Raw genomic sequence first — 23,244 nt, forward strand, 5'->3', positions numbered from 1 at the left:
GGGTTGTGGTGCGGTGGTGATGTGGAGGGTGGGAAGGCGCGGCTAGGGAGTGGACGGGCGGGGGGTCTTCGACCTCCCCCCGCCCGTCACCGTGTGCTCAGTAGCACTCGACGCCCTTGCCGCTGCCCCTCTCCAGCGACATGTGCAGCTTGGGGAGCGTGAAGGTGCCGGCGGTGGTCGCCCACGCCGTCTGCTGCACTCCGACGAGCTTGGCCGTGTCGGCCTGCTGGGCGAAGCCGTACGGGTTGGCCTGCTTCTTCTGGACCTCGCCACTGTTCATGCCGATGCCCTTGCCGCCCTTGTCGGCGTTGCCGGTGTCACCGGCGGCCACACCGATGTCGATGTTGCCGAACTGGGCGTAGCCCGTCGTGTTCAGGTCGGAGACATCGATGAAGAGCGTCTTGGCCGAGACCTGCTGCTTCTCGTCCGAGCTGTTACCCGCCTTCAGCTTCAGGGTGATGGTCCCGACGAACGGGATGTCGGGCGTGACGACCGACTGGCACAGGTTCTTGATCGTCGCGGTGTCGAACGAGGACACCGCCACGGCGTGAGCGGTCTTCTCACCCGAGAGCGTGTAGCCGGGGTCGACCGCTCCGTACTGCGTGAACTTGGTGCCGTTCAGTTCGTCGGCCGTGACCTTGAACTCCTGCCCCGACACGCTGAACGAAGCAGCGAGCGCGCCCTGGGCCAGGGCCACGCCTATGGCTGCCGTCGCGGCGACGCTGGGCACCATGACCACAGCGAACCGCTTCCATCTGGTCCCGCCACGCACCTGGGACTCCATATATTTCCTCCTTCTCGGACGTACATCTCCTGGCCCCGGCTCGCCCCCGGTTCGGCGGCTCGGCCGGGCAGGGATGGGAGAAGTGCTACGTCCTCGGGAAGGAGAGCGCCCGCGCTCGGTGGCGCGAACAAGCGCCCGAATCACCGGCGATCACCCCCGAGCGACAACCACTGGTCGCGCCTGACACGCATCACGCACAACCTGCTGGACAGGCTTCGCCGGACGGCGAAGACCCCCCTGCCCAAGAGCCGGCGCCACTGCCGCCGGCTCTGCTCGGTGGGGACCCAGACACCCCGTGACCCGGCCGGCTGCCGGGTGATGCGGGAATGGACCGAGCGTCGCCGATCGTGGTGCATTCTCGCCGCCCGCACAAGGGGGTTCGTTACTCGCTAGTAACGGCCGCATAACCGCCACGCGACTCGCCGATCTCGAACGGCGACACTGGGTGGCAACCAAGGGCAGAACAAAACTGTTGATCCCTGGACGGAAGCGGGCAGATCCACGCCCCCGACTTACTCGCAGTAACAGCGGCCGCGATTACCAAGTTTTGGTAAAGCGCGGCCGCTGTGACGGAGCGTCAGCGAATCTTTCACCCGGGCATCACATGCCCGGGTGTTTAGCGACTGGTCGTCGCGGGGCCCCTCGCCGGGGTCAGAACAGCGCCCTCGCCAGCGCCCGGCGGGCCGCCGCCACCCGGGGGTCCTCGGCCCCGACGACCTCGAAGAGCTCCAGCAGCCTGAGCCGGGCCGCGTCCCGGTCCTCACCGGCGGTGCGCTGCACGGTCTCGATGAGCCGCCCGAAGGCGTCCTCCACATGACCGCCCACCAGGTCCAGGTCGGCGGCGGCGATCTGGGCCGGGACGTCGGCCGGCTTCTCGGCCGCCTCCTGACGGACCTTCTGCGGGTCCAGGTCCTGCACCCGCAGGAGCAGTTCGGCCTGGGCGAGACCCAGTTTGGCCTCGGGGTGGGCCGGGTCGTCGGCCAGCACGTTCTTGTACGCCTGGACGGCGCCGGCCATGTCGCCGGCGTCCAGCGCCTGCGCGGCCGCGTTCAGCAGCGCGTCGTACGGGCCCACCTGGGGCTGCGCGGGGGTCTGGCCGCCCGGCTGGGCGTCCGGGTCGACGGTCAGGCCGGTCAGCCCGAACCGCTCCTCGGCGACCTGTACCAGCTGGTCCAGCGTCTGCCGGATCTGCGCCTCGCCCGCGGCCCCCTGGAACAGGGGCAGGGCCTGGCCGGCGACCACCGCGAAGACCGCGGGGATCCCCTGGACCCCGAACTGCTGCATCAGCAGCTGGTTGGCGTCCACGTCGATCTTGGCGAGGAGGAAGCGTCCGGCGTACTCGACGGCCAGCCGCTCCAGGACGGGGCTGAGCTGCTTGCAGGGCTGGCACCACTCGGCCCAGAAGTCGATGACGACCGGCACCTCGGCGGAGCGCTGCAGGACATCGCGTTCGAAGCCGGCCTCGTCGACGTCGATGACGAGATCGGCCGGGGAGACCGCGCCGGTCCCGCCCTCCCGGGCCGCTTGGGCGCGCGCCTGCTCCGCCTTCGCCTTGGCCTCCTGGGCCGCCTTCACCGCGGCGAGGTCGACGACTCCGCTCATGGACATGTTCCGTGGCTGCATGCGTCTATCCTCCCCGTTTCACGTGTCGAAGTGAAAACCGTCCGAAAGCCGGTGCCGTGCCGGGCGTCCGGTCCCCACCGGACGCCCGCCGCCGGCGGTGCGTGGCGCCGGCGTCACGGTGGCGCCGTGTCGTGCTGCCACGTGGTCGCCGCGGGCTGTCGTGCGTGTCGTGTGCGGTCGTCACTCGGGTGCGGCCGTGCTTTCGATACGCCTCGTAGCGTAATGGCACCCAGTGCCTCCGCGTAACCACGCCTCGGTGATCTCTCTCACGATCGGGCGGAAAAACGGCCGGTTATGGTCGTGGAATGCAGAGTCCCGCCCCGCCGCCCGCCCGCGCCGGCCGCCCGCGCAGCGCCGCCGCGGACGCGGCGATCCTGGCCGCCACCCGTGCGGCCCTGGTGGAACTGGGCTGGTCCAAGCTCACCCTGGGGGACGTGGCCACCCGGGCCGGGGTCGCGAAGACCACGCTGTACCGCCGCTGGGCGGGCAAGAACGAACTCGTCGTCGACGCGGTGGCCGAGCTCTTCGACGAGCTGCGGGTGCCCGACCGCGGCAGCCTGGCCGCCGACATCGAGGGCGTGGTCCTGCAGTTCGCGGCGATCCTGGCCCGCCCGGAGGCCAGGAGCGGCCTGATGGCGGTGGTCGCCGAGTCGACCCGTGACGACCCGCTGCGGGAACGTATCCGCGCCTCGATCGTGGAACGCCAGAAGCGGCTGGTCCTGGAGGGCCGGGCGCGGGCCCAGGCCCGCGGCGAGCTCCCGCTGGAGCCGGACCCGCGCGAGGCGGCCCGCACGGCCGACCTCATCTTCGACGTGGTGGCGGGCGCGGTGGTCCACCGCACCCTGGTCAGCGCCGAACCGGCGGACGAGGAGTGGGTGCGCGGCTTCACCCGGGTCCTGGTGACGGGGCTCGCTCCGGCGGCCCGCCAAGGTCCGCCCGGCGTGTGACGGACGCCTCCGGCGCCGGCGGCCCCGCCCGGTGTTCGGGAGCCGGGCCGTCGAGGCCGTACCGGAGCCCGGCACGGCCCCCGGGGACGGCGGGGGCGAGGGGATCACCCGGCCGGGATCCCCCGGCCGCCGCCCGTTCCGGTCAGAACCCCGCCGGCTCGGTGTACACCCCCCACTCGTCCCGCAGCACCCCGCAGATCTCGCCCAGCGTCGCCTCGGCCCGGACGGCGTCGAGCATCGGCTCGATCATGTTCGCCCCGGACCGGGCGGCCGCCAGCATGCCGTCCAGCGCGGAGCGCACGGCGCCCTCGTCCCGCGCCGCCTTCCGCTCGGCGAGGATCCGCACCTGCTCCCGCTCCACCTCGTGGCTCACCCGCAGGATCTCCAGGTCGCCGGTGACGGAACCGGTGTGGGCGTTGACGCCGACGACCCGCTTGTCGCCCTTCTCCAGCGACTGCTGGTACCGGAACGCGGACTCGGCGATCTCGCCCGTGAACCAGCCGTCCTCGATGCCCCGCAGGATGCCGGAGGTGATCGGCCCGACCGGGTGCCGCCCGTCCGGGTGGGCGCGCAGCCCGCGCTCCCGTATCCGCTCGAAGATCTTCTCCGCGTCCGCCTCGATCCGGTCGGTCAGCTGCTCGACGTACCAGGCACCGCCCAGCGGGTCGGCGACGTTGGCGACGCCGGTCTCCTCCATCAGCACCTGCTGCGTGCGCAGCGCGATCTCCGCGGCCTGCTCGCTGGGCAGCGCCAGGGTCTCGTCGAGGGCGTTGGTGTGCAGCGAGTTCGTGCCGCCGAGCACCGCCGCGAGCGCCTCCACGGCCGTGCGCACGACGTTGTTGTACGGCTGCTGGGCGGTGAGCGAGACGCCGGCGGTCTGGGTGTGGAAGCGCAGCCACTGCGCCTTCTCCGACTCGGCGCCGTAGACGTCCCGCATCCAGCGGGCCCAGATGCGCCGTGCCGCGCGGAACTTGGCGATCTCCTCGAAGAAGTCGACGTGCGCGTCGAAGAAGAAGGACAGGCCGGGCGCGAAGACGTCCACGTCCAGACCCCGGCTGAGGCCCAGCTCGACGTAGCCGAAGCCGTCCGCGAGGGTGTACGCCAGCTCCTGCGCGGCCGTGGCCCCGGCCTCACGGATGTGGTAGCCGGAGACGGACAGCGGCTTGTAGGCGGGGATGCGGGAGGCGCAGTGCTCCATCAGGTCGCCGATCAGGCGCAGGTGCGGCTCGGGCTGGAAGAGCCACTCCTTCTGGGCGATGTACTCCTTGAAGATGTCCGTCTGGAGCGTGCCGTTGAGCACGCCGGGGTCCACGCCCTGCCGCTCGGCGGCGACCAGGTACATGCAGAAGACGGGGACGGCCGGCCCGCTGATGGTCATGGAGGTGGTGACGTCCCCGAGCGGAATGTCCTTGAACAGCACCTCCATGTCGGCCGCGGAGTCGATGGCCACTCCGCAGTGGCCGACCTCGCCCAGTGAGCGCGGGTCGTCCGAGTCGCGGCCCATGAGCGTGGGCATGTCGAAGGCGACGGACAGACCGCCTCCGCCGTTGCCGAGGATCATCTTGTAGCGCTCGTTGGTCTGCTCGGCGTTGCCGAATCCGGCGAACTGCCGGATGGTCCAGGTCCGCCCCCGGTAGCCGGTCGGATACAGGCCGCGCGTGAAGGGGTACTCCCCGGGCCAGCCGATCCGCTCGAAGCCCTCGTAGGTGTCCCCGGGCCGGGGGCCGTACACCGGCTCCACGGGGTCGCCGGAGAGCGTGGTGAAGTCTGCGTCGCGCTTGCGCGCGGCGTCGTACCGGGCCTGCCAGCGGCGGCGGCCGTCTTCGATGCCGTGAGCGTCCATACCCCGAATTTACTAGGACGTCCTAGTAACTGTCGACGGCTGACCGCCGTACGCGTCGGCGTACGGCGGTGCGAGCGATGTGCCGGCGGCCCGGTCTACGCCTCGGCGACCGCGGGCGTGCCGCCCGCGACCCTGCCCTCCAGCTCGCGGCTGATCCTGCGCTCCACGAAGAAGGCGGCGGTGGGGATGGTGCCGGCGAGCAGGACCCACAGCTGCTTGGCGACCGGCCACTTGGCCTTGGAGCCCAGGTCGAAGGCGAAGACCAGGTAGATCACGTACAGCCAGCCGTGCGCGATGCCGATGACGGTGGTGAACTTCGCCGCCCCGTCGATCTGGAGGCCGTACTTGGCGATCACGCCGAGGGTCAGCAGGACCAGCAGCACGCCGGTGACGTAGGCCATGACGCGGTAGCGGGTCAGCACGCTCTTCTTCATGCGGTCGAGCGTAACCGCCCGATCCGGGAGATCTTGTCCCGGGTCGCCCTCGCCACGCCCCTCTCCCGGTCCTCCGGATCAGGCGTCCGCGCCGGGCGACGGGGCGGACTCCCGGCCCCGGCTCCCGGGCCGGCATCAGGGGACCGCCTCCGGCCTGCGCCTTCGTCCCGGCGCCCGGGGTCACTGCCGGGGTCACGGGCCGGGCTTCCGGCCCCGGTGTCCGGCTCAGTCCTCGTCGAAGTCGTGCGCCGCGACCCGCAGCGGGCGCAGCATCGCGAAGATCTCCGCGCACTCCTCCGCGTCGTAGGCCCCGAGGCCGAAGTCCATCGCCATCAGGTCGCGGGTGGCCGACTCCACGACGTCCCGGCCCTTGTCGGTGATGACGGCCAGGGTGCCGCGCCCGTCGTTGGGGTTGGGGCGCTTGGCCACCAGGCCCGAGGTGACCAGCCGGTCCACCGTGTTGGTCACGGAGGTGGGGTGCACCATCAGCCGCTCGCCGATCTTGGACATCGGCAGCTCGCCGGCCTTGGAGAAGGTCAGCAGGACCAGGGCCTCGTAGCGCGCGAAGGTCAGCCCGTACGGCTTGACCACCGCGTCGACCTCGGCCAGCAGGATCTGGTGGGCGCGCATGATGGAGGTGATCGCCGCCATGGACGGCACGCTTCCCCATCGCTGCTTCCAGAGCTCGTCGGCACGGGCGATGGGGTCGAACGGGAGACTGAGGGGCTTCGGCACGGCATCAGACCCTACCCGCCGGTCATATCGCGGTCAGCTCCGTCTCGCTCTTCGGTACTCCGGCGGACCGCCGGGCGGCCAGGGCGAGCAGCGCGCAGGACGCCGTTCCCAGTGCCCCGGCGCCCGCGACCGTCGCCCGCACCCCGGCGAACTCGGCCGCGACCCCCGCCAGTGCCATGCCCACGCCCTGGATCGTCATGAGGCCGGCCGTGAGCAGCGTCATGGCCCGTCCGCGCAGTTCCTCCGGCACCGCCCCGACGAACCACTGGTCCAGGCCCAGCGTGTACGCGGACCCCGCGCCGGAGAGCAGCAGCAGGAGCAGCGAGGCGGTGAGGCCCGGACGGAAGGCGTAGCCGAGGTACGGCAGCAGCGTGAGGCAGACCAGCGGGAGGGCGATCCGTTCCCGGGTGGCGGGCCGCAGCCGGGCGCCGGCGTACAGCTCGCCCGCGATGGTGCCGACCGGCAGCGCGCACATCAGCAGGCCCAGGCCGGTGGATCCGGTACCGAGCTCGTCGGCGTACGGGGCCGCCAGCGCCTCCGGCGCCACCGTGAACATCGGCGGCAGCCAGAACAGCAGGAGCAGCACCCGGACGCGGCGGTCGGCGAGCACCTGCCGGGCGCCCCGCAGCGAGTCGCCCACCAGGGCGCCCGACGCGGTGGGCGCGGCGGTTCCGCCGGTCCGTGCGGGGCGGTGCCGGGTGCCGAAGCGGAGCAGGGCGGCGGAGGCGAGGAAGGTGGCCACGGTGATCAGCAGCGCGTGCCGGGGGCTGACCACCGTGAGCAGGATGCCGCCGAGGCCGTAGCCGACCAGCAGGGCGCTCTGCGAGACGATGCGCAGCAGGGAGCGGCCGAGGACGAACAGGTCGCCGTCGCCGAGGATGTCGGCGAGGGTGGCCATCCGGGTTCCCTGGAAGACCGGCGACACCACGGCGAGGGCGCAGCGCAGGGCGAGCACGACGCCGATGTGGGCGCCCGACGTCGCCATCGGCGCCACGCAGGCCGCGCACACCAGGTCGCAGACGACCAGTACCCGGCGGGCGGGGAAGCGGTCGGCCACTCCGGCCAGGAGGGTGCCGCCGACGACGTACGGCAGGAAGCCCAGCGCGAAGGTGAGCGCGCTCATCAGGGGCGAGCCGGTCAGGTCGTAGACGAGCACCGACAGGGCGATCTCGCTGACGATCACGCCGAGCAGGGAGAGGGCGTGGGCGGCGAAGACGGCCCGGAACTCGGGGACGGCCAGGGCCTGGGCGTAGCCGGGGCTGGAGGAGCACGGGGAGGCGGGCGCGGGCGATGCGGATGGGGGTGATGGCGCCGGCGAGGGTGGTGGGGACACGGGCGGTGGGGACACGGGTGGTGGGGGTGACGGTGGTGGCGCGGTGAGGGCTGGTGCTTGTGGTGCGTCGTGCTCTCGCATGTGCGGCAGCGTGCCCGTCGGCCGCAGAGCCGCCTAAAGTTTCGGTGTCAGCCGAATCTTCCCGGAGGCCGCCGGTCATGCCCTTCCGTCTGCACTTCGGGGACGACGATCTCCTGCGGTGCCGGTTCGCCGTGTCACCGCTGTGGGAGACGCAGGAGGCCGTGCGGACGCTGGGACGGCCGGACCGGCACGGGTACCACCCGCAGTGGCTGCGGCGCACCCGGGAGGCCGCGCGCGGGCTGGACCTGACGGCGCTGTGGCTGCTGATGCCGGTGCGCGGGCACAGCCCGGACTTCCTGGGGCCGCCGCCGGTCGGGCCGGCCGCCACGTTCGAGGAGGAGATCGCCGGTGTGCGGGCCGCCGATCCGGTGGCGGCCCGGGCGGACATCGCCCGGTCGCTCGCCGACACGCCGGGTGCGCTCGGGTCGCCGGGCGGGCGGGCGCTGCTCGCCGACCCGGAGCGTGCGGTGCGGGAGCTGGCCGATCTGCTGGAGGCCGCGTGGCACGCGCTGGTCGAGCCGGAGTGGCCGCGGTTGCGGGCGCTGCTGGAGGCCGATGTGGCGTTCCACTCGCGGCGGCTGGCCGAGGTGGGGCTGGGGGCGCTGCTGCCCGAGCTGGACCGGCGGCTGTCCTGGGACGGGCGGACGCTGACCGTCGACTGGCACGGCGAGCACGGGCGGGAGCTGGGCGGGCAGGGGCTGGTGCTGATGCCCAGCGTGTTCTCCTGGCCCGAGGTGGTCAGCGGCTACGAGGAGCCGTGGCAGCCGACGGTGGTCTATCCGGCGCGGGGGCTGGCGGGGTTGTGGACGGAGCCGGACGCGGAGCAGAGCGAGGCGCTCGTGCGGCTGCTGGGGCGGGGGCGGGCGGCGGTGCTGGCCGCGTTGGGCGATCCGGCGACGACCACCGCCCTGGCCCACCGGCTGGGGCTCGCTCCGTCCTCGGTCTCCGGGCACCTGTCGGCACTGCGGGGGGCGGGTCTGCTCACTTCCCGGCGGTACGGGCACCAGGTGCTGTACGAGCGGACGCCGTTGGGGATGGCGCTGGTGGGGTCCGGGGAGTGAGCCGCCGGCCGCCCCGCCGGTGCGGCCCGGTCGTGGACGTCGCCGCGGCCACGGGTGACGCCACGCCCGCGGGTGAGTGGTGGGACCGGGGCCGCGGTGGTGCGTCCGGCCCGTGGCACACGGACGGCTCCGCGCCCCCTCGGCCGGACCGGTCCGGTACCGCGGCGCGGTACGCGGCGGTCTTCGGACGCACCCCAGCGGCCCGCTCCCGCCGTCGGGTGGGTGCGGGCCACGGGAGCCGGTCCGCCGCCGGGCGGGGGGCCGTGGGAGCCGGTCCGCCGCCGGGCGGCCGGGGTCCGCGCCCCGGCTCGCCCCGAGGGCACGAGCCGGAGCGTGGGCCGCGGGGCTGCGGGGCTGCGGGCCGATGGCGCCGGCCCTGGCGGCTCGCGCCTCCGCAGGGGCGGGGCGGGCGTCAGGCAGTTCTATTCGGCGTGCTGGGAGAGGTGTCTCTCCACCGTTTCCACCTTGGCGGTGAGGCCGTCCGTCACGCCGGGGCGGATGTCGGCCTTGAGGACCAGGGAGACGCGGGGGGCACGGGCCTCCACCGCGGCCACGGCGCGCTTGACCACGTCCATGACCTCGTCCCACTCCCCCTCCACGGAGGTGAACATCGCGTCGGTACGGTTGGGCAGGCCGGACTCGCGGACCACGCGGACGGCGTCGGCGACGTACTCGCCGACGTCCTCGCCCACGCCCAGCGGGGTGACCGAGAAGGCGACGATCATGCGTTCACGACTCCCTCGCGGCGGGCGCGGGAGGCGATCACCGCGTCCTCGGCCTCGCGCTTGAGCTTGCGCTCGGCGAAGAAGCCGCCGGTGGGCAGGACCGAGAGGACGAAGTACAGGGCGGCGGTCTTGGCGGACCACTTCGCGCGGTTCCAGGCGTCGAGCCAGAAGATCACGTAGAGGACGAAGAGCACGCCGTGGACCGAGCCCATGACGGGCACGCCGTTGAAGTCCGTGGTGCGCTTCAGGACCGAGCAGACCAGCAGGAGGATGAAGCTGACGGCCTCGGGGGCGGAGACCAGGCGGAGGCGGCGGAGGGCGGAGGCTGTCTTGATGTCCACGGGTCACCTTCGGTGGGAGAGACGCTGGGGCCCGAGTTTGTGAACACAGGCACAAAGTTCTGTCCATTGTGGCAAACCGTCGGGAGTGGGTCGGGACGGGGTCCGGCCGCCCCCGGGTCCTTCGTTCGGACCTGGTCCGAACAGGTCCGATCGGGTCCGCGGGCCCGGCGCGGGACGAACCTGCGGCCCCCAGGCGGATCCGGTCGTCGAACTCGCGTCGTCCGCGCGCGGGGCGGCTCCCGCGGCGTCGGGTGCGTGCTCTCGGCGCGCCGCGGCCCTGAGCCTCGAACGGATGCACCCGGGTCGGGGCCCGGTGCGGCGAGTGGGCCCTCTGCTCGAAGGGCTCGGGGAAGCGTGGGTGGCGTCGCTGGGCGGACGGGAGTTCGACGACGGGCCCTGAGGGACGGATCAGGGGGCGTCTCCACCCGTGGGCCCTGTCGGCACCACCCCGTTCGCCGCTACCTTCGCACTCGTGGCGATGTTCCGACTTCAAGGCAGCAAGGTGCTCGCCGTCGACATGACCGGGGACGCCGTGAAGGCGAAGAACGGCTCGATGGTCGCGTACGACGGGCAGATGGCCTTCAAGAAGCTCACCGGTGGGGGTGAGGGGCTGCGCGGCATGGTGACGCGGCGGCTCACCGGTGAACAGATGACCGTGATGGAGGTGCGGGGACAGGGGACGTGCTGGTTCGCCGACCGGGCGTCCGAGATCAATCTGGTGCGGCTCTCCGGCGACAAGCTGTACGTCGAGTCGAGCAATCTGCTGGCGACCGACGGGGGGCTGCGGACGGGGACGACCTTCACCGGGCTGCGGGGCGCCTCGCAGGGCAACGGGCTGTTCACGACCACCGTCGAGGGGCACGGGCAGGCGGCGATCATGTCGGACGGGCCCGCGGTGGTGCTCCGGGTCGGTCCGCAGTACCCGCTGATCGTCGACCCCGGCGCGTACATCGCGCACCAGGGGAACCTACGGCAGTCCTTCCAGTCCGGGGTGACCTTCCGCACCTTCCTCGGCGAGGGCGGCGGCGAGGCCTTCCAGATCCGGTTCGAGGGGGACGGCCTCGTGTACGTGCAGCCGAGCGAGCGGAACACGATCGCGGGGGACGTGTGACATGGCCTTCCGGGAGATCAACTCCAAGATGGTCGAGGCCACGGTGGTGCCGGGGCAGCGGCTGTTCAGCCAGCGGGGCGCCATGCTGGCGTACCGGGGGGAGGTGTCGTTCACGCCCAGCATCCAGGGCGGTCAGGGCGGGATCATGTCGATGATCGGACGGCGGGTCGCGGGCGAGGCGACGCCCCTGATGACCGTGGAGGGCAGCGGCACCGTCTTCTTCGGGCACGGTGGCCACCACGTCCAGATCATCACCCTGACGGGCGACACCCTGTACGTGGAGGCGGACCGGCTGCTCGCCTTCGAGGGCACCCTCCGGCAGGGCACGATGTTCATGGGCTCGCAGGGCGGGGTGATGGGCATGGTGCGCGGGCAGGTGACGGGCCAGGGCCTCTTCACGACCACGCTCAAGGGACACGGGGCGGTGGCCGTGATGGCCCACGGAGGCGTCCTGGAGCTTCCGATCACTCCGCAGCGGCCGGTCCACGTGGACCCACAGGCCTACGTCGCCCACCACGGCGATGTGCGCAACAAGCTGTCCACCGCCCTGGGGTGGCGCGACATGGTGGGGCGCGGATCCGGCGAGGCCTTCCAGCTGGAGCTGAGCGGCAGCGGCGTGGTCTACGTCCAGGCCTCGGAGGAGAAACTGTGAGCGCGTACGCGACGCCGGGCGCCGAACCCGTGGTGTACGACCCGACGACCCTGCCGGTGGACGACAACGTCAACCACTACACCTTCTGCGTGGAGCTCAAGGGGAGCCAGTGGTTCCTCCAGAAGGGGAAGATGATCGCCTACTACGGGGCGATCGAGTTCAACGGCGTCGGACACGGCCGGCTGGACCGGCTCGTGCGCACGTCGTTCCATTCGCCTCTGCACGCCAGCGACTGGGTGGTGGCCGAGGGCTCGGGCAAGATGCTGCTCGCCGACCGGGCCTTCGATGTCAACTCCTACGACTTGGACGACGGCAATCTGACCATTCGCTCGGGCAACCTGCTTGCTTTTCAGCCAAGTCTCGCCCTCAAGCAATCGATCGTGCCGGGTTTCCTGACGCTCATCGGAACCGGGAAGTTCGTGGCCGCGTCCAACGGACCGGTGGTGTTCATGGAGCCCCCGATCCGGGTGGACCCCCAGGCGCTCGTCGGATGGGCCGACTGCCCCTCCCCGTGCCACCACTACGACCATGGCTACCTGACCGGGGTGATGGGCGGTCTACGTGCGATGACGGGCCTCGGCGGGGCCTCCGGGGAGGAGCACCAGTTCGAGTTCGTGGGGGCCGGCACGGTACTGCTCCAGTCCACCGAGGCCCTCATGGCCGAGCAGGCCACCGGGGCGGTCCCGAACGAACCGGGTGTACCCGGCGGCACGGGGGCGTCCGGGGGGCACGGACAGCAGGCGGGCGCACCGCGTCTTCCCGGACAGCTGGGAGACCTCCAGCGTCGCTTCGGGCTGTGAGCGGTAGTCTGCGGAGTGTGACGGCTCGAACGCGTGCGCACCGCCACACCACCCTCACTAGTTCGCCTTTCAACTTTTTAGGTAGACTTCATACATGGAGACCGAGACGGCCACGCGCTGGCTGACGGACGCGGAGCAGTGCGCCTGGCGCACCCACCTGGAGGTCAACAGGCTGTTGACCTACCAGCTCGAGAAGGATCTGCAGCCGTTCGGCCTGACTATGAACGACTACGAGATCCTGGTGAACCTGTCGGAGTCGGAGGACGTGCGGATGCGGATGAGCGACCTCGCGTCCGCCACCCTCCAGTCCAAGAGCCGCCTCTCGCACCAGATCACCCGCATGGAGAACGCGAACCTGGTGCGCCGTGAGAACTGCGAGTCCGACCGCAGAGGGTTGTACGCGGTCCTCACCGAGCACGGCATGGAGACCATGCAGAAGGTCGCACCGCACCATGTGGCGTCCGTGCGGAGGCACTTCATCGATCTGCTGGACCCCGAGGCGCTGAGGGAGCTGGACAAGGCCCTGAAGCCGATCGCCGACCACCTGCGGGCCCAGCGGGGACGTCCCTGAGCCCGGCGGAACCCGCCGGCGCGACACCGGCCGGCACGGCGGCGGGCGCGGACCGTACCGAGGTCCGGGCCCGCCGGCCGCGCCGCCCTACGCCTGTGTCAGGCCCGCCACCAGTTCGTCCGCCGCGCGGTACGGATCCAGCTCGCCGGCCACGATGCGCTCCGCGAGCGCGCTGAGCCGGCGGTCCCCGTGCAGGTCGCCGATGCGTTCGCGCAGGGCCGTGACGGCGATCGTCTCCACCTCGTGGGCCGCTCGGGCGCGGCGACGCTCGGTGAGCACACCCCGCTCCTCCATCCACGCCCGGTGCTTCTCCAGGGCCTCGACGACCTCGTCGACGCCCTCGGCGCGGGCCGCCACCGTCTTCACGATCGGCGGCCGCCAGTCGCCCGGGCCACGGGCCTCGCCGAGGCCCAGCATGTGGTTCAGCTCGCGTGCGGTCGCGTCCGCGCCGTCCCGGTCGGCCTTGTTGACGACGTAGACGTCGCCGATCTCCAGGATCCCGGCCTTCGCCGCCTGGATGCCGTCGCCCATCCCGGGGGCCAGGAGGACCACGCTCGTGTCCGCCTGGGAGGCGATCTCCACCTCGGACTGGCCGACGCCGACCGTCTCGACCAGGATCACGTCGCAGCCCGCCGCGTCCAGCACCCGGATCGCCTGCGGGGCGGCCCAGGCGAGGCCGCCCAGGTGCCCGCGCGTCGCCATCGAGCGGATGTAGACGCCCGGGTCGGAGGCGTGCTCCGACATCCGGACGCGGTCGCCCAGCAGCGCTCCCCCGGAGAACGGGGACGACGGGTCGACCGCCAGCACGCCGACCCGCTTGCCCTGCTTGCGGTAGGCCGTCACGAGCGCCGAGGTGGAGGTCGACTTGCCGACGCCCGGGGCGCCGGTGAGGCCGACGACATAGGCGTTGCCGGTCAGCGGGGCGAGCGTCCGCATGACTTCCCTGAGCTGTGGGGACGCCCCCTCCACCAAGGAGATCAGCCGGGCCACGGCCCGCGGCCGGCCTTCCCTGGCCTGGGCCACCAGAGAGGAGACGTCCTGCATCACAGCTCCGTTCACGTGATCGGCGTAAAGAGATGGGGCGGAAAAACGGGGGGTTACGCCTTCGGCACCCGGACGATCAGCGCGTCGCCCTGACCGCCGCCGCCGCACAGCGCGGCCGCGCCGACGCCGCCGCCCCGGCGCTTCAGCTCCAGCGCCAGGTGCAGTACGAGACGGGCGCCGGACATCCCGATCGGGTGACCCAGGGCGATGGCGCCGCCGTTCACGTTCACCTTTTCCGTGGACACGCCGAGGTCCTTCATTGACTGCGCGGCGACGGCGGCGAACGCCTCGTTGATCTCGATGAGATCCAGGTCCGAGACCTCCAGGCCCTCCTTCTTCAGGGCGTGCGCGATCGCGTTGGAGGGCTGCGACTGCAGCGAGTTGTCCGGGCCGGCCACGTTGCCGTGGGCGCCGATCTCGGCGATCCAGTCCAGGCCCAGCTCCTGCGCCTTGGCCTTGCTCATCACGACCACGGCCGCGGCGCCGTCGGAGATCTGCGAGGCGGAGCCGGCGGTGATCGTGCCGTCCTTGGCGAACGCCGGGCGGAGCTTGGCCAGCGACTCCACCGTGGTGTCGCCGCGGATGCCCTCGTCCTTGCTGAACAGGACCGGGTCGCCCTTGCGCTGCGGGATCTCGACCGGGGTGATCTCGGCTTCGAACAGACCGTTCTTCTGCGCGGCGGCGGCGCGCTGGTGGGACAGGGCGGCGATCTCGTCCTGCTCGGCGCGGCCGATGCCCAGGCGGGTGTTGTGCTTCTCCGTGGACGCGCCCATGGCGATGCCCTCGAAGGAGTCGGTCAGGCCGTCGTGGGCCATCGCGTCGAGCATCTCGACGGCGCCGTACTTGAAGCCCTCGCGGGACTTGGGCAGCAGGTGCGGGGCGTTGGTCATGGACTCCTGGCCGCCGGCGACGATCACGTCGAACTCACCCGCCCGGATGAGCTGGTCGGCCAGCGCGATGGCGTCCAGCCCCGAGAGGCACACCTTGTTGATGGTGAGCGCCGGGACGTTCATCGGGATGCCGGCCTTGACCGCCGCCTGACGTGCCGGGATCTGCCCCGCACCGGCCTGGAGCACCTGGCCCATGATCACGTACTGCACCTGGTCGCCGCCGATCCCCGCACGGTCGAGGGCGGCCTTGATCGCGAAGCCGCCGAGGTCGGCTCCGGAGAAGGATTTCAGCGAGCCGAGCAACCGTCCCATGGGCGTACGGGCGCCCGCGACGATCACCGAGCCGGTCGTACCGGGAGTTCCAGAAGACATGAGCTGCGATCCCCTTACCGGCCTGCACAGCCGAGGAGTGAACGAGGGTTTACTTCGAATGTACTGAGACGCGGTCCACCCCGTCACCGGGCCGTCGGTGTGATCGCGCGCACGTTGCGTAACCATCCCCGGGGCGCTGCACTGAAACCATGCTGACGCGAATCGACCACATCGGGATCGCCTGCCACGACCTCGACACCACCGTCGAGTTCTACCGGGCCACGTACGGCTTCGAGGTGTTCCACACCGAGGTCAACGAGGAGCAGGGCGTGCGCGAGGCCATGCTCAGGATCAACGGGACCTCCGACGGCGGTGCTTCCTATCTGCAACTTCTGGAACCCACCCGGGAGGACTCCGCCGTCGGGAAGTGGCTGGCGAAGAACGGGGAGGGCGTCCACCACATCGCCTTCGGCACCGCCGACGTGGACGCGGACGCCGCCGACATCCGCGGCAAGGGCGTGCGCGTCCTGTACGACGAGCCGCGACGCGGCTCCATGGGGTCGCGGATCACCTTCCTGCACCCCAAGGACTGCCACGGTGTGCTGACAGAACTGGTGACTTCGGCGCCCGTTGAGTCGGCCGAGCACTGACCCTCGTGGATGAGGGCCGGTAGGGTTGGGGTCGGTCGTACCCGGAACGGGTGCGGCCCGGTCCTGCCGTCGAGGCCGACGCCCGTCTCCCACCGCGTTGACGCCGTCGGCCTCGACGCCAGGAACCGCCGGGGTCCGCGTTTCGGGGGACGGGCGACGGGGCGGCAGCCCATGCTCCGCCGTTGATCTGACACCATTCCCCGGGGGCCCCGTCCGGCGGATGGACGGAGCTCGTTTGGACAGGCTTGCGACCAGGGGACGGATGGGACCGCGCAGTGCGGGGCTACGAACGCCAGGAGCGAGAGCCGGCGGCTGACGTCGACCACCTCTCTCGGTTCGAGGCCGAGATGGAGCGGCTGAAGACCGAGCGGGAAAAGGCGATCCAGCACGCCGAGGATCTCGGCTACCAGGTAGAGGTGCTGCGCGCCAAGCTGCACGAGGCGCGCCGGACCATCATGTCCCGGCCCGCCTACGACAGCGCGGACATCGGCTACCAGGCCGAGCAGTTGCTGCGCAACGCGCAGGTGCAGGCCGACCAGATCCGGGCGGACGCCGAGCGGGAGCTGAGCCAGGCCCGGGCGCAGACCCAGCGCATCCTCCAGGAGCACGCCGAGCAGGCGGCGCGGCTGCAGGCCGAGCTGCACCAGGAGGCGGTGACCCGCCGCCAGCAGCTCGACCAGGAGCTGGCCGAGCGCCGGCAGACCGTCGAGTCGCACGTCAACGAGAACGTGGCCTGGGCGGAGCAGCTGCGCGCCCGCACCGAGCAGCAGGCCCGCCGGCTGCTCGACGAGTCCCGCACCGAGGCCGAGCAGGCCATGGCCGCCGCCCGCGCGGAGGCCGAGCGGCTGACCGCCGAGGCCCGGCAGCGGCTGCGCAGCGAGGCCGAGTCGGCCCGCACGGAGGCCGAGCAGATCCTGCGCCGCGCCCGCGCGGACGCCGAGCGGCTCCTCGGCGCCGCCTCCACCCAGGCCCAGGAGGCCACCGACCACGCCGAGCGGCTGCGCAGCACCACGGCCACCGAGTCGGACGCCGCCCGCCGGCAGGCCGCCGAGCTGAGCCGGGCCGCCGAGCAGCGGATGACCGAGGCCGAGGAGGCTCTGCGCAAGGCGCAGAGCGAGTCGGAGAAGCTGGTCGCCGAGGCCAAGGAGGCCGCCGCCAAGACGCTGGCGAGCGCCGAGTCGGCCAACGAGCAGCGCACGCGCACCGCCAAGGAGCAGGTCGCCCGGCTGGTCGCGGAGGCCACCAAGGACGCCGAGAACACGCGTTCGGAGGCCGAGCAGCTCGTCGCCGACGCCCGCGCCGAGGCGGAGAAGGTCGTCGCGGAGGCCACCGAGAAGGCCCGCACCGCCACCGCCGAGGAGGCGGCCACCCAGCTGGCGAAGGCGGCGAAGACCGCCGAGGACGTGCTGAACAAGGCGTCCCAGGACGCCGCGAAGACCACGAAGGCCGCCGCCGAGGAGGCCGAGCGGATCCGCACCGAGGCCGAGGCCGAGGCGGACCGGCTGCGTGCCGAGGCGCACGACATCGCCGAACAGCTCAAGGGCGCGGCCAAGGACGACACCAAGGAGTACCGCGCCAAGACGGTCGAGCTCCAGGAGGAGGCGCGCCGGCTGCGCGGCGAGGCCGAACAGCTGCGCTCCGAGGCGGTCGCCGAGGGCGAGCGGATCCGCGCCGAGGCCCGGCGCGAGGCGGTGTCGCAGATCGAGGAGGCGGCGAAGTCCGCCGAGGAGCTGCTGACCAAGGCCAAGGCGGACGCCGACGAGCTGCGCAAGACCGCGTCGGTGGACAGCGAGAAGGTCCGCGCCGAGGCGATCGAGCGGGCCACCGTGCTGCGTCGGCAGGCCGAGGAGACGCTGGAGCGCACCCGTCAGGAGGCCGAGCGGCACCGCGCGGAGGCGGACGAGCGGGCGGCGACGGTCCGGGCGGACGCCGAGCGGGCCGCGCGCGAGCTGCGCGAGGAGACCGAGCAGGCGGTCGCGGCCCGGCAGAGCGAGGCCACCGAGGAGCTGACCCGGCTGCACGCCGACGCCGAGCAGCGTCTGGCCGCCGCCGAGCAGGCGCTGACCGACGCCCGGGCGGAGGCCGAGCGGATCCGGCGCGAGGCGGCCGAGGAGAGCGAGCGGCTGCGCACCGACGCCGCGGAGCGGATCCGCGCCCTGCGGCAGCAGGCGGAGACGGAGGCGGAGCGGCTGCGCGACGAGGCCGCCGCGGACGCGTCCGCCTCCCGCGCGGAGGGCGAGGCCCTGGCCGTGCGGCTGCGTTCGGAGGCCGCGGCCGAGGCGGAGCGGCTGAAGGCGGAGGCCCAGGACACCGCCGACCGGGTCCGCGCGGAGGCGCAGGCCGCCGCGGAGCGGCTGGGCGCCGAGGCGTCCGAGACGCTGGCCGCCGCCCAGGAGGAGGCCGCCCGGCGTCGCCGCGAGGCCGAGGAGCTGATCGGCGCGGCACGTGCCGAGGCCGGCCAGGAGCGCGAGCGGGCCCGCGAGCAGAGCGAGGAGCTGCTGGCCTCGGCGCGCAAGCGCGTGGAGGAGGCGCAGGCCGAGGCGGTCCGGCTGGTGGAGGAGGCCGACCGGCGCGCCACCGAGCTGGTGGCGGCCGCGGAGCAGCACGCCCAGCAGGTGCGGGACTCCGTCGCCGGACTGCACGAGCAGGCGCAGGAGGAGATCTCCGGGCTGCGCTCGGCCGCCGAGCACGCGGCGGACCGCACCCGCCGCGAGGCCGAGGAGGAGGCGGACCGGGTCCGCTCCGACGCCTACGCCGAGCGGGAGCGGGCGAGCGAGGACGCGACCCGGCTGCGCCGGGAGGCGCAGGAGGAGACCGAGGCCGCCAAGGCGCTCGCGGAGCGCACGGTGGCCGAGGCCATCACGGAGGCCGAGCGGATCCGCACGGACGTCGCCGAGCACGCCCAGCGGGTGCGCACCGAGGCCTCCGACACGATCGCGCAGGCCGACCAGGACGCGACGCGCACCCGCGCCGACGCCCGTGACGACGCCAACCGCATCCGCTCGGACGCGGCGACGCAGGCCGACGCCCTGATCTCCGAGGCCCGGTCCGAGGCGGAGCGGCTCCAGACGGAGACGATCGCGGAGGCCGACCGGCTGCGCACCGAGACGGTCGCCGAGACCGACCAGTTGCGGGCCGAGACGGTCGCCGAGACCGACCGGCTGCGCACCGAGACGGCCGAGGAGGCCGAGCGGGTGCGCACCGAGGCGCTCGCCGAGGCCGACCGGGTGCGCGCCGAGTCCGTCGCCAAGGCGGAGAAGCTGATCTCGGACGCCACCGGGGACGCGGAGCGGCTGCGGGCCGAGGCGGCCGAGACGGTCGGCTCCGCGCAGAGCCGCGCCGAGCGGATCCGCGTCGAGTCCGAGCGGGTCAGGTCCGAGGCTCAGGCGGAGGCGGAGCGTACGCTGGCCGCCGCCCGCGAGGAGGCCGAGCGGACCCTGGACGAGGCCCGCCAGGACGCCAACAAGCGGCGTTCGGAGGCGGCCGAGCAGGTCGACAAGCTCATCACGGAGACCACCGCCGAGGCCGACAAGCTGCTGACCGAGGCGCAGGCGAGCGCGGTCAAGGCCAAGGCGGACGCGGAGTCCCAGGCCGACACGATGGTGGGCGCGGCCCGTCAGGAGGCCGAGCGGATCCTGGCCGAGGCGACCGTGCAGGGCAACACGACGGTGGAGAAGGCCCGTACGGACGCGGACGAACTGCTGGTCGGCGCCCGCCAGGACGCCACCCGGATCCGGGAGCGCGCCGAGGAGCTGCGCGAGCGCCTGACCACGGAGATCGAGGAGCTGCACGAGCGGGCCCGCCGCGAGGCCGCCGAGACGATGAAGTCGACGGGCGACCGGTGCGACGCGTTGATCAAGGCGGCCGAGGAGCAGCTCGCCAAGGCGCAGGCGAAGGCCAAGGAGATCGTGTCGGACGCCAACTCCGAGGCCGGCAAGGTGCGCATCGCCGCGGTCCGGAAGGCCGAGGGCCTGCTGAAGGAGGCCGAGCAGAAGAAGGCGAAGCTCGTCAAGGAGGCCGAGGAGCTCAAGGCCGAGGCGATCCACGAGGCCCGGCGCACGGTCGAGGAGGGCAAGCGCGAACTGGACGTCCTGGTGCGCCGGCGCGAGGACATCAACGCCGAGATCTCCCGGGTCCAGGACGTGCTGGAGGCGCTGGAGTCCTTCGAGGCGCCGTCGTCGGGCAAGGACGGCGGTGTCCGGGCGGGCGCGACGGTGGGCGCACCCCGATCGGGTGGCAAATCGTCAGAAGGGTAACCTTCAAGGTGAATTCGGAGGTCTCACGGGGGAGCTTCCGGAGGCTTCGCGGGGTCACGGGCAAGGATCGCGGCGGTCAGCCACTCAAAAGAGGTGTCATTCTCCAGATCAAACACGTATCCGCTCGATGACACACCGCTTCGGCCCCTAGGATTCGACCTATCACCTCACCGGTCTCATTCGACAGGAACCCCATGAGCGACACTTCCCCCTACGGCTTCGAGCTTGTGCGGCGTGGGTACGACCGCGCTCAGGTGGACGAACGCATCTCCAAGCTCGTCTCCGACCGTGACAGTGCTCTGTCCCGCATCACCGCTCTGGAGAAGCGCATCGAGGAGCTGCACCTCGAGACGCAGAACGCCCAGGCCCAGATCTCCGACGCCGAGCCGTCGTACGCGGGTCTCGGCGCGCGGGTCGAGAAGATCCTCCGCCTCGCCGAGGAGGAGGCCAAGGATCTGCGTGAGGAGGCCCGGCGCGCGGCCGAACAGCACCGCGAACTCGCCGAGTCGGCGGCCCAGCAGGTCCGCAACGACGCCGAGTCCTTCGCCTCGGAGCGCAAGGCCAAGGCCGAGGACGAGGGCGTCCGGATCGTCGAGAAGGCCAAGAGCGACGCCTCCCAGCTGCGCGCGGAGGCGCAGAAGGACGCGCAGTCCAAGCGGGAGGAGGCCGACGCCCTCTTCGAGGAGACCCGCGCCAAGGCCGCGCAGGCCGCCGCCGACTTCGAGACCAACCTCGCCAAGCGTCGCGAGCAGTCCGAGCGCGACCTGGCGTCCCGTCAGCAGAAGGCGGAGAAGCGGCTCGCGGAGATCGAGCACCGCGCCGAGCAGCTGCGCCTGGAGGCGGAGAAGCTGCGCACCGACGCCGAGCGCCGCGCCCGCCAGACGGTGGAGACGGCCCAGCGCCAGGCCGAGGACATCGTGGCCGACGCCAACGCCAAGGCGGACCGCATCCGTTCGGAGTCCGAGCGCGAGCTGGCGGCGCTGACCAACCGCCGCGACTCGATCAACGCGCAGCTCACCAACGTGCGCGAGATGCTGGCCACCCTCACCGGTGCCGCGGTGGCCGCCGCGGGCTCGCCGTCCGAGGACGAGCCGGTCTCCCGCGGGGTTCCGGCCCAGCAGACCCGGTAACGGCTCCGTCGCGGGCAGCGAACATCGCGAAGCCCTCCGCCGCCTCCGGTGGCGGGGGGCTTTGTCCGCATCTAGCGTGGCCGCATGATCGAGCTCGTGGGGCTGACCAAGCGGTACGGCGAGAGGCTGGCGGTCGACGACCTCACCTTCACCGTCAGGCCGGGCGCAGTGACGGGCTTCCTCGGACCCAACGGGGCGGGGAAGTCCACGACCATGCGGATGATCCTCGGCCTCGACCACCCCACCGGCGGGGACGTGCGCATCGACGGCCGGCACTACCACGAGCTCACGGACCCGCTGACGTACATCGGGGCGCTGCTGGACGCGGGGGCGGTGCACGGCGGCCGGTCCGCCCGCAACCACCTGCTGTTCCTCGCCCAGAGCAACGGCATCCCCGCCCGCCGGGTGCGCGAGGTGCTGGAGACCGTGGGGCTGACGGCGGTCGCCCGGAAGAAGGCGAAGGGGTTCTCGCTCGGCATGAGCCAGCGGCTCGGCATCGCGGGCGCGCTGCTCGGCGATCCGCGGATCCTGATGTTCGACGAGCCGGTCAACGGCCTCGACCCCGAGGGCATCCACTGGATCCGCGGCCTGATGAAATCTCTGGCCGCCCAGGGCCGTACCGTCTTCGTCTCCTCGCATCTGATGAGCGAGATGGCGCTGACCGCCGACCACCTGGTCGTCATCGGTCAGGGCCGGCTCCTCGCCGACACCTCCATGGCGGACTTCATCGAACGCAATTCCCGCTCCTGCGTCCGCGTCCGCACCCCGGACCGGGAGCGGCTGCTCGACGCGCTGCACGGGGCGGGGGTCCCGGTCGTCGAGGCGGGCGACGGGGCGCTGGAGGTGGCCGGCGGCAAGCCGGAGCGGATCGGGGAGCTGGCCGCGCGGCACCATGTCGTGCTGCACGAGCTGAGCATCCGGCAGTCGTCGCTGGAGGACGCGTTCATGCGGCTGACGGCCCAGTCGGTGGAGTACCACGCGCAGGCGGAGCCGGCCGGGCGGCCGTGGGGCGCGGGGTGGGATGCGAGGAGTGCGACGGGGACCTCGAAGACGGCGTCGACGACTCCGGCGGAGGGCTGAGGCATGGCGGCGACCCAGGTCATCCGGTCCGAGTGGACCAAGATCCGCTCGGTTGCGTCCACGGTGTGGACCCTGTCCCTCGCCGTGGTCGTCACCCTCGCCCTCGGCATGCTGATCTCGGCCCTGTCGAGGAACGAGTATGGCGGCATGGACCCCCGCGAGCGGCTCTCCTTCGACCCGACCTTCGCCAGCTTCGCGGGGATGGCGCTGGGGCAGCTGGCGATGATCGTGTTCGGGGTGCTGGTGGTGTCGAACGAGTACAGCACCGGCGTGATCCGCACCTCGCTGGCCGCGGTCCCGCGGCGCGGCGCGTTCCTGGCGAGCAAGGTGGCCGTCGCGACCGCGCTGGCCCTGCTCGTCTCGATGGCCACCAGCTTCACCGCGTTCTTCCTCGGCCAGGCGATGCTCGGTCCGCTGCTGCGGACCACCCTCGGTTCGCCCGGGGTGCTGCGCGCGGTGATCGGCGGCGGCCTCTACATGACCCTGATCGCCGTGTTCTCCATGGGCGTCGCCGCGATGCTGCGTTCGCCGATGCTGTCGCTGGGCGTGCTGATGCCGTTCTTCTTCCTGGTCTCCAACATCCTGGCCAACGTCTCGGCGACCCGGAAGATCGGCCAGTACCTGCCCGACCAGGCCGGCAGCCGGATCATCCGGGTGCTCCCCCGGATCGGCGACGACACCCCGTACGGGCCCTGGGGCGGCCTCGGGATCATGGTGCTGTGGGTGATCGCGGCACTGGCCGGCGGCTACCTGCTGCTGCGGAAACGTGACGCCTGAGGGACCCAGCGGTTTTTACTTTCTTTTGGCCGGAACCGTCAGCGCCCGGATATCCTCCTAAGCC

The 23,244-nt window shown here is 72.2% G+C and carries 21 protein-coding genes; 11 read left to right on the forward strand and 10 right to left on the reverse strand.

What is annotated here, in order from left to right:
• Positions 1-97: 97 nt before the first annotated feature.
• Both ACF061_RS05030 and ACF061_RS05035 read right to left on the reverse strand, forming a co-directional pair.
• Positions 98-784 carry a DUF6230 family protein gene (locus ACF061_RS05030; RefSeq protein WP_392265421.1) on the reverse strand — a complete coding sequence of 229 codons (687 nt, stop codon included), beginning with the start codon at positions 782-784 and terminating at the stop codon, positions 98-100.
• A 651-nt stretch (positions 785-1,435) separates the two neighbouring features.
• On the reverse strand, positions 1,436-2,407 hold the full coding sequence (locus ACF061_RS05035) for a tetratricopeptide repeat protein (RefSeq protein WP_392265422.1): 972 nt from the start codon (positions 2,405-2,407) through the stop codon (positions 1,436-1,438).
• A gap of 305 nt (positions 2,408-2,712) precedes the next feature.
• On the opposite strand from ACF061_RS05035, the gene ACF061_RS05040 reads away from it, so the two are divergent.
• Positions 2,713-3,354 carry a TetR/AcrR family transcriptional regulator gene (locus ACF061_RS05040; RefSeq protein ID WP_392265423.1) on the forward strand — a complete coding sequence of 214 codons (642 nt, stop codon included), beginning with the start codon at positions 2,713-2,715 and terminating at the stop codon, positions 3,352-3,354.
• A 142-nt stretch (positions 3,355-3,496) separates the two neighbouring features.
• Here the strand turns inward: ACF061_RS05040 and ACF061_RS05045 are convergent, their stop codons facing one another.
• From ACF061_RS05045 to ACF061_RS05060, 4 genes are all read right to left on the reverse strand, one after another.
• Positions 3,497-5,197, reverse strand: coding sequence for a methylmalonyl-CoA mutase (locus ACF061_RS05045; protein ID WP_392265424.1), 1,701 nt, complete (start codon positions 5,195-5,197; stop codon positions 3,497-3,499).
• 95 nt (positions 5,198-5,292) lie between these two features.
• On the reverse strand, positions 5,293-5,631 hold the full coding sequence (locus tag ACF061_RS05050; protein ID WP_392265425.1) for a DUF3817 domain-containing protein: 339 nt from the start codon (positions 5,629-5,631) through the stop codon (positions 5,293-5,295).
• Positions 5,632-5,856: 225 nt separating this feature from the next.
• Positions 5,857-6,366, reverse strand: a complete 510-nt coding sequence (locus tag ACF061_RS05055) for a MarR family winged helix-turn-helix transcriptional regulator (protein ID WP_392265426.1) — start codon at positions 6,364-6,366, stop codon at positions 5,857-5,859.
• 22 nt (positions 6,367-6,388) lie between these two features.
• Positions 6,389-7,699, reverse strand: coding sequence for an MFS transporter (locus tag ACF061_RS05060; RefSeq protein WP_392265427.1), 1,311 nt, complete (start codon positions 7,697-7,699; stop codon positions 6,389-6,391).
• A 158-nt stretch (positions 7,700-7,857) separates the two neighbouring features.
• Between ACF061_RS05060 and ACF061_RS05065 the strand changes: the two genes are divergently transcribed.
• A complete protein-coding gene (locus ACF061_RS05065; RefSeq protein ID WP_392265428.1) occupies positions 7,858-8,841 on the forward strand; it encodes a DUF5937 family protein in 984 nt (327 codons plus the stop codon).
• A gap of 422 nt (positions 8,842-9,263) precedes the next feature.
• On the opposite strand, the gene ACF061_RS05070 is transcribed toward ACF061_RS05065, so the two are convergent.
• Together ACF061_RS05070 and ACF061_RS05075 are read right to left on the reverse strand one after the other, a co-directional pair.
• A complete protein-coding gene (locus ACF061_RS05070; protein ID WP_392265429.1) occupies positions 9,264-9,566 on the reverse strand; it encodes an MTH1187 family thiamine-binding protein in 303 nt (100 codons plus the stop codon).
• Positions 9,563-9,907 carry a DUF3817 domain-containing protein gene (locus ACF061_RS05075; protein ID WP_392265430.1) on the reverse strand — a complete coding sequence of 115 codons (345 nt, stop codon included), beginning with the start codon at positions 9,905-9,907 and terminating at the stop codon, positions 9,563-9,565. The genes ACF061_RS05070 and ACF061_RS05075 overlap by 4 nt, the downstream gene beginning before the upstream one ends.
• Before the next feature lie 478 nt (positions 9,908-10,385).
• On the opposite strand from ACF061_RS05075, the gene ACF061_RS05080 reads away from it, so the two are divergent.
• The 4 genes from ACF061_RS05080 to ACF061_RS05095 all read left to right on the forward strand — a co-directional run bounded on the left by ACF061_RS05080 (position 10,386) and on the right by ACF061_RS05095 (position 13,041).
• On the forward strand, positions 10,386-11,018 hold the full coding sequence (locus tag ACF061_RS05080; protein ID WP_392265431.1) for an AIM24 family protein: 633 nt from the start codon (positions 10,386-10,388) through the stop codon (positions 11,016-11,018).
• A 1-nt stretch (position 11,019) separates the two neighbouring features.
• On the forward strand, positions 11,020-11,670 hold the full coding sequence (locus tag ACF061_RS05085; protein WP_392265432.1) for an AIM24 family protein: 651 nt from the start codon (positions 11,020-11,022) through the stop codon (positions 11,668-11,670).
• The gene (locus ACF061_RS05090) at positions 11,667-12,470 is read left to right on the forward strand and encodes an AIM24 family protein (protein ID WP_392265433.1); all 804 of its coding nucleotides are present in this window, start codon (positions 11,667-11,669) and stop codon (positions 12,468-12,470) included. Before ACF061_RS05085 ends, ACF061_RS05090 begins: the two co-directional genes overlap by 4 nt.
• A 94-nt stretch (positions 12,471-12,564) precedes the next feature.
• Entirely contained in the window at positions 12,565-13,041 is a 477-nt protein-coding gene (locus ACF061_RS05095; protein WP_392265434.1) for a MarR family winged helix-turn-helix transcriptional regulator, read from the forward strand.
• A gap of 87 nt (positions 13,042-13,128) precedes the next feature.
• On the opposite strand, the gene meaB is transcribed toward ACF061_RS05095, so the two are convergent.
• Both meaB and ACF061_RS05105 read right to left on the reverse strand, forming a co-directional pair.
• Positions 13,129-14,085 carry a methylmalonyl Co-A mutase-associated GTPase MeaB gene (gene meaB, locus ACF061_RS05100; protein WP_392266147.1) on the reverse strand — a complete coding sequence of 319 codons (957 nt, stop codon included), beginning with the start codon at positions 14,083-14,085 and terminating at the stop codon, positions 13,129-13,131.
• 53 nt (positions 14,086-14,138) lie between these two features.
• Positions 14,139-15,347, reverse strand: coding sequence for an acetyl-CoA C-acetyltransferase (locus ACF061_RS05105; RefSeq protein ID WP_392265435.1), 1,209 nt, complete (start codon positions 15,345-15,347; stop codon positions 14,139-14,141).
• 149 nt (positions 15,348-15,496) lie between these two features.
• Here ACF061_RS05105 and mce point away from each other — a divergent pair, with 149 nt between their 5' ends.
• The 5 genes from mce (at position 15,497) to ACF061_RS05130 (ending at position 23,180) form a co-directional block, all read left to right on the forward strand.
• The gene (mce, locus tag ACF061_RS05110; RefSeq protein ID WP_392265436.1) at positions 15,497-15,937 is read left to right on the forward strand and encodes a methylmalonyl-CoA epimerase; all 441 of its coding nucleotides are present in this window, start codon (positions 15,497-15,499) and stop codon (positions 15,935-15,937) included.
• Between the two features lie 275 nt (positions 15,938-16,212).
• A complete protein-coding gene (gene scy, locus ACF061_RS05115) occupies positions 16,213-20,193 on the forward strand; it encodes a polarized growth protein Scy (protein ID WP_392265437.1) in 3,981 nt (1,326 codons plus the stop codon).
• 194 nt (positions 20,194-20,387) lie between these two features.
• Positions 20,388-21,323, forward strand: coding sequence for a cellulose-binding protein (locus ACF061_RS05120; RefSeq protein WP_392265438.1), 936 nt, complete (start codon positions 20,388-20,390; stop codon positions 21,321-21,323).
• 84 nt (positions 21,324-21,407) lie between these two features.
• On the forward strand, positions 21,408-22,403 hold the full coding sequence (locus ACF061_RS05125) for an ABC transporter ATP-binding protein (RefSeq protein WP_392265439.1): 996 nt from the start codon (positions 21,408-21,410) through the stop codon (positions 22,401-22,403).
• Positions 22,404-22,406: 3 nt separating this feature from the next.
• Positions 22,407-23,180, forward strand: a complete 774-nt coding sequence (locus ACF061_RS05130; protein ID WP_392265440.1) for an ABC transporter permease — start codon at positions 22,407-22,409, stop codon at positions 23,178-23,180.
• Positions 23,181-23,244: the final 64 nt, after the last annotated feature.

Source organism: Streptomyces sp. NPDC015220 (assembly GCF_043079345.1).
Taxonomy (GTDB): Bacteria; Actinomycetota; Actinomycetes; order Streptomycetales; family Streptomycetaceae; genus Streptomyces.